11 protein-coding genes are annotated in these 12,211 nt (G+C 59.3%); 7 read left to right on the top strand and 4 right to left on the bottom strand.

What is annotated here, in order from left to right; translation table 11 throughout:
- The first annotated feature begins 12 nt into the window (after positions 1–12).
- The 3 genes from rsmB (at position 13) to B7L09_RS17170 (ending at position 3,168) form a co-directional block, all read left to right on the top strand.
- On the top strand, positions 13–1,323 hold the full coding sequence (gene rsmB, locus B7L09_RS17160; RefSeq protein ID WP_094469844.1) for a 16S rRNA (cytosine(967)-C(5))-methyltransferase RsmB: 1,311 nt from the start codon (positions 13–15) through the stop codon (positions 1,321–1,323).
- Positions 1,324–1,345: 22 nt separating this feature from the next.
- Positions 1,346–2,719 (top strand): Trk system potassium transporter TrkA, encoded by a 1,374-nt coding sequence (gene trkA / locus B7L09_RS17165; protein WP_094469845.1) that lies wholly within the window; start codon positions 1,346–1,348, stop codon positions 2,717–2,719.
- 134 nt (positions 2,720–2,853) lie between these two features.
- On the top strand, positions 2,854–3,168 hold the full coding sequence (locus tag B7L09_RS17170) for a tetratricopeptide repeat protein (protein ID WP_094469846.1): 315 nt from the start codon (positions 2,854–2,856) through the stop codon (positions 3,166–3,168).
- On the opposite strand, the gene B7L09_RS17175 is transcribed toward B7L09_RS17170, so the two are convergent.
- The 3 genes from B7L09_RS17175 to tag all read right to left on the bottom strand — a co-directional run bounded on the left by B7L09_RS17175 (position 3,169) and on the right by tag (position 5,059).
- A complete protein-coding gene (locus B7L09_RS17175) occupies positions 3,169–3,408 on the bottom strand; it encodes a PilZ domain-containing protein (RefSeq protein WP_094469847.1) in 240 nt (79 codons plus the stop codon).
- A 165-nt stretch (positions 3,409–3,573) separates the two neighbouring features.
- Positions 3,574–4,461 (bottom strand): lysophospholipid acyltransferase, encoded by an 888-nt coding sequence (locus B7L09_RS17180; protein ID WP_094469848.1) that lies wholly within the window; start codon positions 4,459–4,461, stop codon positions 3,574–3,576.
- Positions 4,462–4,501: 40 nt separating this feature from the next.
- On the bottom strand, positions 4,502–5,059 hold the full coding sequence (gene tag / locus B7L09_RS17185; RefSeq protein ID WP_094469849.1) for a DNA-3-methyladenine glycosylase I: 558 nt from the start codon (positions 5,057–5,059) through the stop codon (positions 4,502–4,504).
- A gap of 81 nt (positions 5,060–5,140) precedes the next feature.
- Here tag and glyQ point away from each other — a divergent pair, with 81 nt between their 5' ends.
- The 4 genes from glyQ (at position 5,141) to B7L09_RS17205 (ending at position 9,546) form a co-directional block, all read left to right on the top strand.
- Positions 5,141–6,094: a glycine--tRNA ligase subunit alpha gene (gene glyQ / locus B7L09_RS17190; RefSeq protein WP_003213601.1), complete on the top strand. Its 954-nt coding sequence runs from the start codon at positions 5,141–5,143 to the stop codon at positions 6,092–6,094.
- Entirely contained in the window at positions 6,091–8,145 is a 2,055-nt protein-coding gene (glyS, locus tag B7L09_RS17195) for a glycine--tRNA ligase subunit beta (protein ID WP_094469850.1), read from the top strand. Before glyQ ends, glyS begins: the two co-directional genes overlap by 4 nt.
- On the top strand, positions 8,145–8,684 hold the full coding sequence (gmhB, locus tag B7L09_RS17200; RefSeq protein WP_176457719.1) for a D-glycero-beta-D-manno-heptose 1,7-bisphosphate 7-phosphatase: 540 nt from the start codon (positions 8,145–8,147) through the stop codon (positions 8,682–8,684). The genes glyS and gmhB overlap by 1 nt, the downstream gene beginning before the upstream one ends.
- Before the next feature lie 82 nt (positions 8,685–8,766).
- Positions 8,767–9,546: a lysophospholipid acyltransferase family protein gene (locus B7L09_RS17205; RefSeq protein WP_094469851.1), complete on the top strand. Its 780-nt coding sequence runs from the start codon at positions 8,767–8,769 to the stop codon at positions 9,544–9,546.
- Between the two features lie 265 nt (positions 9,547–9,811).
- On the opposite strand, the gene gyrB is transcribed toward B7L09_RS17205, so the two are convergent.
- Positions 9,812–12,211: DNA topoisomerase (ATP-hydrolyzing) subunit B (gene gyrB / locus B7L09_RS17210; RefSeq protein WP_217902011.1), on the bottom strand; the 2,400-nt coding region annotated here is incomplete at its 5' end.

The following is a 12,211-nucleotide window of genomic DNA, read 5'->3' on the forward strand; positions in this document are numbered from 1 at the left end:
GGCGGTCGCTCAATGAACCCGCGTCTGGCCGCCGCCAAGGCCCTCGCCGCCGTCCTCAACGGCAAGGCTTCACTGAACAGTTCGCTGCCTACGCAAATGGATAAAGTCGAAGACCGCGATCGCGGCTTCACCCAGGACCTGGCGTTTGGTACGGCCCGTTGGCAGCCACGCTTGTCGGCGCTGGCGGCCAAGCTGCTGCAAAAGCCATTCAAGGCAGCCGATGCCGACGTGGAAGCGCTGCTGCTGGTCGGCCTGTATCAGTTGCTCTACACCCGCGTGCCGGCCCACGCCGCCATCGGTGAAACCGTTGGTTGCGCCGACAAACTGAAAAAGCCCTGGGCCAAAGCCCTGCTCAATGCCGTGCTACGCCGTGCCCAGCGCGAGAGCGAAGCGCTGCTGGCCGAACTGGAACACGACCCGGTGGTGCGCACCGCCCACCCGCGCTGGCTGCAAAAGTCCTTGAAAGCGTTCTGGCCTGAACAATGGGAAGCCATTTGCGCGGCCAACAATGCACATCCGCCGATGATTTTGCGGGTTAACCGCCGTCATCACAGCCGTGACGCTTACCTGNNATTGCTNACNGAGGCGGGCATCAACGCCTCGCCATGCGTGTACAGTCAGGACGGCATCGTGCTGGAAGCCGCCGCCGACGTACGCAGCCTGCCGGGCTTTGCCGAAGGCTGGATCAGCGTGCAGGACGAAGCGGCGCAACTGGCCGCCGACCTGCTCGACCTGGCACCGGGCCAGCGCGTACTCGACGCCTGCTGCGCGCCGGGNGGCAAGACCTGCCACATCCTCGAAGCCGAGCCAAAACTGGCGGGTGTCGTGGCGGTGGATCTGGAAGCCAAGCGTCTGGTGCGCGTGCGCGAGAACCTCGCACGCCTGGGCCTGAGCGCCGAACTGATCGCCGCCGACGGTCGCGACACTGCCACCTGGTGGGACGGCAAACCGTTCCAGCGCATCCTGCTGGATGCGCCATGCTCCGCCACCGGCGTCATCCGACGTCACCCCGACATCAAGCTGACTCGCCAACCGGATGACATCGCTGCACTGGCGGTGCTTCAGGGCGAGCTGCTGGATGCCCTGTGGATAACTTTGGAGGTTGGCGGGATTTTGCTTTACGCCACCTGCTCCACGCTGCCGACCGAGAACACCGAAGTCATCGAAGCTTTCCTAGCCCGCACGCCGGGTGCCCGTGAATTGGACCTCGCCACGGCGGCCGGCATCAAGCAACCTCACGGTCGCCAGTTGCTGGCCCAGGAAGGTGGCCACGACGGGTTCTACTACGCCAAGCTGATCAAGATCGCCGCCGCACGCGGCTGAATGGGTTTAAGGGAGTGACCGGATGAAAATCATCATCCTTGGAGCTGGGCAGGTCGGCGGCACGCTGGCTGAACATTTGGCCAGCGAGGCCAATGACATTACCGTGGTCGACACTGACGGCGAACGCCTGCGTGACCTCGGCGATCGGCTGGACATCCGCACCGTGCAAGGCCGCGCGTCATTCCCGACGGTGCTGCGCCAGGCGGGTGCCGACGATGCCGACATGCTGGTGGCCGTCACCAATAGCGACGAAACCAACATGGTCGCCTGCCAGGTCGCCCACACCCTGTTCCATACTCCGACCAAGATCGCCCGGGTCCGCGAAGCCGCGTACCTGACGCGCTCCGAGCTGTTCGATAACGACGCGATTCCGGTGGACGTGTTGATCAGCCCCGAGCAAGTCGTGACCCACTACATCAAGCGCCTGATCGAAATCCCCGGTGCTTTGCAGGTGATCGACTTTGCCGAGGGCAAGGCGCAACTGGTGGCGGTTAAGGCTTACTACGGCGGCCCGCTGGTGGGCCAGCAACTGCGCCAACTGCGCGAGCACATGCCGAATGTGGAAACCCGCGTAGCGGCGATTTTCCGTCGCGATCGGCCGATTCTGCCCCAGGGCGATACGGTGATCGAAGCGGACGACGAAGTATTTTTCATCGCCGCCAAAGCGAATATTCGCGCGGTCATGAGCGAAATGCGCCGCCTGGATGAGACCTACAAGCGCATCGTCATCGCCGGCGGCGGGCAGATCGGCGAGCGTTTGGCGGAGGCGATCGAAAGCCGCTACCAGGTGAAGATCATCGAGATGAACCCGGCACGCTGCCGGCATTTGTCCGACACCCTCGACAGCACCGTCGTACTGCAAGGCAGCGCCTCAGACCGCGACCTATTGATGGAAGAGAACATCGCCGATGCCGATATCTTCCTGGCCCTGACCAACGATGACGAGGCCAACATCATGTCCTCGCTCTTGGCCAAGCGGCTGGGGGCCAAGAAGGTGATGACCATCATCAACAACCCGGCCTATGTCGACCTGATCCAGGGCGGCGATATCGACATCGCCATCAGCCCTCAGTTGGCCACCATTGGCACTTTGCTCGCCCACGTGCGCCGTGGCGATATCGTCAGCGTGCACTCCCTGCGCCGGGGCGCAGCGGAAGCCATTGAGGCGATTGCGCATGGTGATTCAAAGTCGAGCAAGGTCATCGGCAAGGCGATTGAGAACATCGGTTTGCCGCCGGGGACGACCATTGGCGCAATCATTCGTGATGAAGAAGTGATCATTGCGCATGACGACACGGTGATCGCGGCGGGCGACCATGTGATTTTGTTCCTTGTGGATAAGAAGCATATTCGGGATGTGGAAAAGCTGTTTCATGTTGGGCTCAGCTTCTTCTGATCCGTGATTGGGGGCGACGGGAGNGGCCTCATCGCGGGCAAGCCCGCTCCCACAGGTAATCGGATAGCTGCTGTGGGAGCGGGTTTGCCCTCGGTGCGTTATTGAAACCCCTACCTGGCAAAGGATGCACAGCCATGCTCGAATCCCTGGAAAAAATGCTCGCCAAGGGTGTGGATAATTCACTGCTGCGCTTTGGCTTGGGCAAGGGTTATCTGGACGTGAAGGACAACGCCAAGGCGGCGGAGCATCTGCAAAGCTGCGTCGAGTTCGATCCAAAGTATTCGGCCGCCTGGAAGCTCTTAGGCAAAGCCCATCTGGCGCTGGCCGACTTTCCATCTGCGCGTCAGGCGTGGGAGCAAGGCCTGGAAGCCGCCCGCGCCCATGGCGACAAGCAGGCAGAGAAAGAGATGACGGTGTTTCTGAAGAAGCTTGAGCGCCAGGCACACTGATCAGAGGTAGCGCAGGCCGATACCATCGGCGTCGACCAGCACCACTTCCATGCGCACTCGCGGCGCACCTGTGGGTAAGTCTTGCACCTGTCCGTACACGACCGCGCCTTTAGGCAACGACGACAAGCCTGGATGCTTGACGTAGACGCCCGTCGTCGAGAGGTTGCGGGTCTGGCCCAGGCATTCGCCGAAGCTTTCGTGAGTGATCTTGATGCGAAACGATTTGCGGTGTTCGGACATCTTTTGCGCCCTTGCTGAACGTGGGTTGTGGATAACGCGAACCTGTAGGAGCGAGGTCAGGTTATCCACAGATCATGCCAATCNGCGCCCTTGCTGAACGTGGGTTGTGGATAACGCGAACCTGTAGGAGCGAGGTCAGGTTATCCACAGATCATGCCAATCAACTCAATACCAACGCTCTTCACCCGGTGGCCGCTTCTTGAAGCGCTTCATGCTCCACATGTACTGGCTCGGGTAGGCGCCGACATAGCGCTCCACCACCTTACTCATGGCCGCGCAGGACGTCTCGGTGTCGGTGCTGTACATGGCCTCTGGCGCGGCTTCCAAAATCACTTTGTAACCCGAGCCGTCCGGCAGTCGCAGGGCATGCAGGAACACGCCCACGGCTTTGTGGCCCGCGAGCATGTTAGGCACGAACTTGCTGGTCAGCGCCTGGGTAGCAAAGAACGGCACGAAGATGCCTGCCGATTCCGCCGGCTCCGGGTCGGCGGGAATGCCCACCTGACCACCTTTGCGCACTTCCTTGATGACGCTGAGAATGCCTTCCTTGGTCGACGCGGCTACTCGGTTACCCAACTGCACCCGCTGTTTGCGCAACAAATCGTCCACCGCTTTCAGCTTCGGCGGTCGGTAGAAGATGATCGGTTTGCACTGGCTGCAATAGAAGTGGTTCAACACTTCCCAGTTACCCAGGTGGCTGGTGATGCCGACCACGCCTTTGCCCGAGGCCAATGCTTCATGCAGCACCTCCAGGCCTTCGACTTCACGCACCAGGTCGATGGAACGCTGGGCGGGCCAGATCCAGGCGCAGGCGCTTTCAGTCAGGGACTTACCGATATCCATGAGGCTCTGGCCGACCAGGCGCTCGCGTGCGGCGGGGTCCATGTCGGGGAAGCACTTGGACAGGTTGATCCGCACCGTCTCGCGGGAACGGTTGGGGGTTTTCCACATGATCCAGCCAATCGCCGTGCCGACCGCTTGAACCGCGCGCCAGGGCAATAGGGCAAACAACCGAAGAGCGCCTACCAGCAAGGCGCCTTTAAACTTTTCCACAGGTCACTCCTGATCGTGTGNGGTGCGCGAGGCGGCCATTCTAACCGGCGTTGGCCAAGTCAGCGTAACGGTCGCAGTCTTGAGTGTGGTCCATGACCATGCCCGAGGCCTGCATGAACGCGTAGCAAATGGTCGGCCCGACGAACGTGAAACCGGCCTTTTTCAGGCCTTTGCTCATCTCCACCGCAGTCGGCGTGACCGCCGGCACCTCGGTGCGATCCTTGAAATGATTGATCAAGGGCGTTCCGCCGACGAAGGACCAGAGAAATGCTACCGGGTCCTCCAGCGCCAGCCAGGCCTGGGCGTTGCGACGGGCCGCATTGAGTTTGAGGCGATTGCGAATGATGCCCGGATCGAGCATCAATTCATCGATTTCCGCGTCGCTCATCTGCGCCACCCGTTGTACGTCGAAGCCGAACAATACCTCGCGATATCGCTCGCGTTTGCGTAAAACGGTGATCCAGGAAAGGCCCGCCTGGAACCCTTCGAGCAAAAGCAACTCGAACAGACCCTGCGCATCGCGCAGCGGCGTTCCCCACTCCTGATCGTGATAAGCCATGTACAGCGGATCTTCAGAACACCAAAAGCAGCGTGGCATAAGGCTCCAGGGGATGGTGGCGGGNCCGAATCGGGTATACTCCCGCTCTTTAAATCGCAGCCCAAGTAACAGGTGAATTTCGTGAGCCAGCCTACGCCAGCCGTGCGTACCTTCCAAGACTTGATCCTCGCCCTCCAGCAATACTGGGCCGAGCAAGGTTGTGTGGTACTTCAGCCCTACGATATGGAAGTAGGCGCCGGCACTTTCCACACCGCTACCTTCCTGCGGGCCATCGGCCCGGAAACCTGGAACGCCGCTTATGTGCAGCCCAGTCGTCGCCCGACTGACGGCCGCTACGGCGAAAACCCGAACCGTCTGCAGCACTACTACCAGTTCCAGGTGGTATTGAAGCCGAACCCGGACAACTTCCAGGAGCTGTACCTGGGCTCGCTGAAACATGTCGGCCTGGACCCGCTGGTACACGACATCCGTTTCGTCGAAGACAACTGGGAATCGCCAACCCTCGGCGCCTGGGGCCTGGGCTGGGAAGTCTGGCTCAACGGCATGGAAGTGACGCAGTTCACTTACTTCCAGCAAGCCGGCGGCATCGAGTGCTACCCGGTGACCGGCGAGATCACTTACGGTCTCGAGCGCCTGGCCATGTACCTGCAAGGCGTGGACTCTGTCTACGACCTGGTGTGGGCTGACGGCCCGTTCGGCAAAGTGACCTACGGCGACGTGTTCCACCAGAACGAGGTGGAGCAGTCCACCTACAACTTCGAACACGCCAACGTCGAGAAGCTGTTCGAACTGTTCGACTTCTATGAAAGCGAAGCCAAGCGCCTGATCGAACTCGACCAGCCGCTGCCGTTGCCAAGCTATGAAATGGTGTTGAAGGCGTCCCATACCTTCAACCTGCTGGACGCCCGTCGTGCCATCTCGGTAACCGCGCGCCAGCAATACATCCTGCGTGTACGCACCCTGGCGCGTTCCGTCGCCCAAGCCTACCTGCTGGCTCGCGCCAAGCTGGGCTTCCCGATGGCTACCCCGGACCTGCGTGATGAAGTGTTGGCTAAGCTGGAGGCTGCACAATGAGTGCTCAAGATTTCCTGGTTGAACTGGGCACCGAAGAGCTGCCACCCAAGGCACTGAATACCCTGGCCGACGCGTTCCTGGCCGGTATCGAAAAAGGCCTGCAAACCGCCGGCTTGAAGTTCGCGGCAAAGAAAGTCTACGCCGCGCCACGTCGCCTGGCCGTGTTGCTGACCGCGCTGGAAACCCAGCAGCCGGACCGCAGCATCAACCTCGACGGCCCGCCGCGTCAGGCGGCTTTTGACGCTGAAGGTAACCCGACTCAAGCGGCCCTTGGTTTCGCCAAGAAGTGCGGCGTCGAGCTGAGCGAGATCGACCAAAGTGGCCCGAAACTGCGGTTCAGCCAGGTCATCACCGGCAAGCCGACCGCCAGCCTGTTGCCGACTATTGTTGAAGACTCGCTGAACGACCTGCCGATCCCCAAGCGCATGCGCTGGGGTGCTCGCAAGGAAGAATTCGTACGCCCGACCCAATGGCTGGTGATGCTGCTCGGTGACCAAGTCATCGACTGCACGATCCTGGCTCAGAAGACTGGCCGTGATTCCCGCGGTCACCGCTTCCACCATCCGGAAAGCGTGCGCATCACTTCACCTGCCAACTACCTGAGCGACCTGCGTGCCGCTTACGTACTGGCCGACGCCAACGAGCGTCGCGAACTGATCAGTAAGCGCACCGAAGAGCTGGCGACGATGCAGGAAGGTACCGCCATCGTGCCGCCAAGCCTGCTCGACGAAGTGACCGCGTTGGTTGAATGGCCGGTGCCGCTGGTGTGCTCGTTCGAAGAGCGTTTCCTCGATGTGCCGCAAGAAGCCCTGATCACCACCATGCAGGACAACCAGAAGTACTTCTGCCTGCTAGACGTTGACGGTAAGTTGCTGCCGCGCTTTATCACCGTGGCCAACATCGAAAGCAAAGACCCGCAGCAGATCATCGCTGGTAACGAGAAAGTCGTTCGCCCACGCCTGACCGACGCCGAGTTCTTCTTCAAGCAAGACAAGAAGCAGAAGCTCGAAGATTTCAACCTGCGCCTGCAAAACGTGGTGTTCCAGGAAAAACTCGGCAGCGTCTACGACAAGGCTGTGCGTGTTTCCAAACTGGCCGCGTACATTGCGCCGCGCATCGGCGGTGACGCTGCCTGGGCCGCCCGTGCAGGGTTGCTGTCCAAGTGCGACCTGGCCACCGAGATGGTCGGCGAGTTCCCGGAAATGCAAGGTGTTGCCGGTTACTACTACGCCCTCAATGACGGCGAGCCGAACGATGTGGCGCTGGCGCTGAACGAGCAGTACATGCCACGCGGTGCCGGTGCTGAACTGCCGACCACCCTGACCGGTGCGGCCGTGGCCATCGCCGACAAGCTGGACACCCTCGTGGGTATTTTTGGTATCGGCATGCTGCCTACCGGCAGCAAAGACCCGTATGCCCTGCGCCGTGCCGCGCTGGGCGTGCTGCGTATCCTGATCGACAAGAAGCTCGACCTCGACCTGAACGACGCCGTGGCATTCGCGGTGAATGCGTTCGGTGCCAAGGTCAAGGCTGCCGGCCTCAACGATTCGGTATTGGAATTCATCTTTGACCGTCTGCGTGCCCGTTATGAAGACGAAGGCGTGGACGTCGGGACTTACCTGTCGGTCCGTGCCCTGAAGCCGGGTTCTGCCTTGGACTTCGACCAGCGCGTTCAAGCCGTGGAAGCGTTCCGCAAATTGCCGGAAGCCGCAGCCCTGGCCGCCGTGAACAAACGCGTTTCGAACTTGCTGAGCAAGGTCGAAGGCTCCATTCCTTCGGTCGTGGAAGCCAAGTATTTCGACAACGCCAACGAGTTCTCCCTGTACTCGGCGATCCAGCAGGCTGACCAGGCTGTGCAGCCAATGGCCGCTGCGCGTCAGTACAGCGAATCGCTGGCACGTCTGGCTGCCTTGCGCGAGCCGGTTGATGCGTTCTTCGAGGCCGTGATGGTCAACGCTGAAGACGCCAAGGTCCGCGCCAACCGTTACGCATTGCTGGCACGCCTGCGTGGGCTGTTCCTCGGCGTTGCTGACATTTCCGTACTGGGCTGATCATGTTGAAACTGCTGATTCTCGATCGGGACGGTGTCATCAATTACGACTCCGACGCTTACATCAAGTCGGTGGCGGAATGGATTCCCCTGCCGGGTTCGATCGAAGCCATTGCGCAGTTGAGCAAGGCCGGCTGGACGGTGGCGGTGGCTACCAACCAGTCGGGCATCGCTCGTGGCTATTACGACATTGCCACCCTGGACGCCATGCACGCGCGCTTGCGCATGTTAGTGGCTGAGCAGGGCGGTGACGTGGGGCTGGTGGTGTACTGCCCCCATGGGCCGGATGAGGGCTGCGATTGCCGCAAGCCCAAGCCCGGGATGTTGAAAACCATTGCAGAACATTACAAGGTGCCANTGACTGGGCTATGGTTCGTCGGGGACAGCCTCGGTGACCTGGAGGCGGCCAAAGCCGTCGACTCTCAGCCAGTTTTGGTTAAAACCGGGAAAGGCGAAAAGACCCAGGCGAAAAACCTGCCGGTAGGCACCTTGATTTTTGACGATCTGGCGGCGATTGCCGCAGAACTTATCCACAATTAGAGTGCTTCGATTGTTCCTGACCAAGGATTGATCGGGAGTGCGCTTGAATAGGCGGGCNGTGCCCGCAACGGTAAATGCCGCCATGTCGATTTTGCAGGCCATCAGAACCTTCTTCTTTTACCTGCTGTTGGGCACCAGTTCGTTTCTCTGGTGCACCCTGAGCTTTTTTATCGCGCCATTCCTGCCGTTCAAGGCGCGCTATCGTTTTATCAACGTGTACTGGTGCCGCTGCGCCTTGTGGCTGAGCAAAGTCTTTCTGGGCATCAGCTACGAAGTGAAGGGCGCCGAAAACGTGCCGGACCAGCCTTGCGTGATTCAGTCGAACCACCAGAGCACCTGGGAAACGTTCTTCCTTTCAGCGTACTTCTCGCCGCTGAGCCAGGTGCTCAAGCGTGAGTTGCTGTACGTGCCGTTCTTCGGCTGGGCCATGGCCATGCTGCGACCGATCGCCATCGACCGCGACAATCCGAAAGCCGCGCTCAAGCATGTGGCGAAGAAAGGCGATGAATTGCTGAAGGATGGCGTCTGGGTGCTGATCTTCCCCGAAGGGACTCGCGTTCCGTATGGCACCATCGGCAAGTTCTCACGCGGTGGCACCGCGTTAGCGGTCAATGCCGCACTTCCAGTCCTGCCAATTGCGCACAATGCGGGCAAGTTCTGGCCGAAAACCGGGTGGCTAAAGAAGCAAGGCGTCATCACCGTCATCATCGGCGAGCCGATGTACGCCGTGGGCAGTGGGCCGCGCGCCATTGCCGAGCTGAATGACCGGGTGCAGAGCTGGAACGAGCAGATGCAGCGGGAAATGGGTTCGCTTCCAGCCGCTCCTGCGGCCCCCTCGGCCAACGATCAAGTGGCTGTCTGAGATTCTGTGGATAACCTGTGTACCGTTTTACCGAAAATTAACGTTTTATGAACATATCTTTATGATTTATATACATATTTCTTAAGCTCATAAAACTTGGGAAATGGTGCATAAGTTTTTTTCGGGCGCAAAAAAACCGGCTGATATAGCCGGTTTTTTTATGCCCGCGATTTGTGATGATTTTTGTTCTGAGGACATTTTTGAAGATGAAAAAAAAGCCAACGCTGAGCGTTGGCCTTTTTCGTTTGGCAGGTCCGCTACTGGATCAGAAGTCCAGGTTGGACACCGCCAGGGCGTTGCTTTCGATGAAGTCACGGCGAGGTTCGACCGCATCACCCATCAGGGTGTTGAAGATCTGGTCTGCGCCAATGGCGTCTTCGATGGTCACGCGCAGCATGCGACGCTGAGCTGGATCCATGGTGGTTTCCCACAACTGATCAGGGTTCATCTCGCCCAGACCTTTGTATCGCTGAATGGTGTGACGCTTGGTGCTTTCCGCCATCAGCCATTCAAGGGCTTCCTTGAACTCGGTGACCGGCTTCTTGCGCTCGCCACGCTGGATGTACGCACCGTCGTCCAACAAAGTGCTCAGTTGAGCGCCCAGCGATACAACGGTCTTGTAGTCATTACTGCCGAAGAAGTCGCGGTTGAAGGTGACGTAATTCGACAGGCCGTGGGAGATCAACTCGACCTCTGGCAGCCACACATTACGTTCACGGTCTTCACGCAGGCTGGCTTTATAGACCAGGCCGGACTTCTCAACAGTACGCAGGCGTACTTCGTACTGGGCCAGCCAATCTTGCATCGCTGCATGATCACCCAACTGCTCCAGACTTACGGCCGGCAGATAGATGAAGTGCTCGGTCAGTTCCTGAGGGTACAGGCGCGACAGACGCTTAAGGGTCTTCATCACCATGCGGAAGTCGTTAACCAGACGCTCGAGGGCAGGTCCGGAAATACCCGGGGCATCCTCGTTCAAGTGNAGGCTGGCGTCTTCCAGGGCCGACTGCGTCATGTACTCTTCCATGGCGTCGTCGTCTTTGATGTACTGCTCTTGCTTGCCTTTTTTCACTTTGTACAAAGGCGGCTGCGCGATATAGATGTAGCCACGCTCGATCAACTCAGGCAACTGACGGAAGAAGAACGTCAGCAGCAAGGTACGGATGTGCGAACCGTCGACGTCAGCATCGGTCATGATGATGATGTTGTGGTANCGCAGCTTGGCGATGTTGTACTCGTCGCGGCCGATGCCGCAGCCCAGGGCGGTGATCAATGTGCCCACTTCTTGCGAAGAGATCATCTTGTCGAAACGCGCCTTCTCGACGTTCAGGATCTTGCCTTTCAACGGCAGGATGGCCTGGGTGCGACGGTTGCGACCCTGCTTGGCGGAACCGCCAGCAGAGTCACCTTCCACCAGGTATAGCTCGGAGAGGGCGGGGTCCTTCTCCTGGCAGTCAGCCAGCTTGCCTGGCAAGCCAGCAATGTCCAGCGCGCCTTTACGACGGGTCATCTCACGGGCTTTACGCGCCGCTTCGCGAGCACGTGCAGCGTCGATCATCTTGCCGACAACCAGCTTGGCTTCGTTCGGGTTTTCCAGCAGGAAGTCGGAGAAGTACTTACCCATCTCCTGTTCCACGGCGGTCTTCACTTCGGAAGAGACCAGCTTGTCTTTGGTCTGGGAGCTGAACTTAGGATCCGGCACTTTTACCGAGATAATCGCGGTCAGGCCTTCACGCGCATCGTCGCCGGTGGTGGCGACTTTGTGCTTCTTGGCCAAGCCTTCGGCTTCGATGTAGGTGTTCAGGTTACGCGTCAGTGCAGAACGGAAACCCACCAAGTGAGTACCGCCGTCGCGCTGTGGAATGTTGTTGGTGAAGCACAACAGGTTCTCATTGAAGCTGTCGTTCCACTGCAGGGCGATTTCCACGCCGATGCCGTCTTCACGCTGGATGTTGAAGTGGAACACCTGGTTGACCGCAGTCTTGTTGGTGTTCAGGTACTCAACGAACGCACGCAGGCCGCCTTCGTACTTGAACAGTTCTTCCTTGCCGCTGCGCTCGTCCTTGAGGACGATACCCACACCGGAGTTGAGGAAGGACAATTCACGAATACGCTTGGCCAGGATGTCCCAGCTGAAGTGGATATTCTTGAAGGTTTCGTCAGAAGGTTTGAAGTGGATCTGCGTACCGGTAGATTCNCTCTCACCGACGATTTTCATCGGTTCTTTCGGAACACCGTGAATGTACGTCTGTTCCCAGATCTTGCCGCTGCGGCGAACGGTCAGGACCAGCTCTTCAGACAGGGCGTTGACCACCGAAACACCTACACCGTGCAAACCGCCGGAGACTTTATAAGAGTTGTCGTCGAACTTACCGCCGGCGTGCAGCACGGTCATGATGACCTCAGCCGCCGAAACGCCTTCTTCTTTGTGTACATCGACCGGAATGCCGCGACCGTTGTCGCGCACCGTGATGGACTCATCCGGGTGGATGATAATGCTGATGTCGTCGCAGTGACCGGCCAAAGCTTCGTCGATGGAGTTGTCGACCACCTCGAACACCATGTGGTGCAGACCGCTACCATCATCGGTGTCGCCGATGTACATACCGGGACGTTTGCGTACGGCATCCAAACCTTTCAGCACTTTAATGCTGGTCGAGTCGTA

The organism is Pseudomonas mandelii (assembly GCF_002251635.1).
GTDB lineage: Bacteria > Pseudomonadota > Gammaproteobacteria > Pseudomonadales > Pseudomonadaceae > Aquipseudomonas > Aquipseudomonas mandelii_B.

Coding starts and splice junctions, on each gene's coding strand:
- trkA (WP_094469845.1), top strand. CDS start 1,346: ATGAAAATCATCATCCTTGGAGCTGGGCAGGTCGGCGGCACGCTGGCT.
- B7L09_RS17170 (WP_094469846.1), top strand. CDS start 2,854: ATGCTCGAATCCCTGGAAAAAATGCTCGCCAAGGGTGTGGATAATTCA.
- B7L09_RS17175 (WP_094469847.1), bottom strand. CDS start 3,408: ATGTCCGAACACCGCAAATCGTTTCGCATCAAGATCACTCACGAAAGC.
- tag (WP_094469849.1), bottom strand. CDS start 5,059: ATGCCACGCTGCTTTTGGTGTTCTGAAGATCCGCTGTACATGGCTTAT.
- glyS (WP_094469850.1), top strand. CDS start 6,091: ATGAGTGCTCAAGATTTCCTGGTTGAACTGGGCACCGAAGAGCTGCCA.
- B7L09_RS17205 (WP_094469851.1), top strand. CDS start 8,767: ATGTCGATTTTGCAGGCCATCAGAACCTTCTTCTTTTACCTGCTGTTG.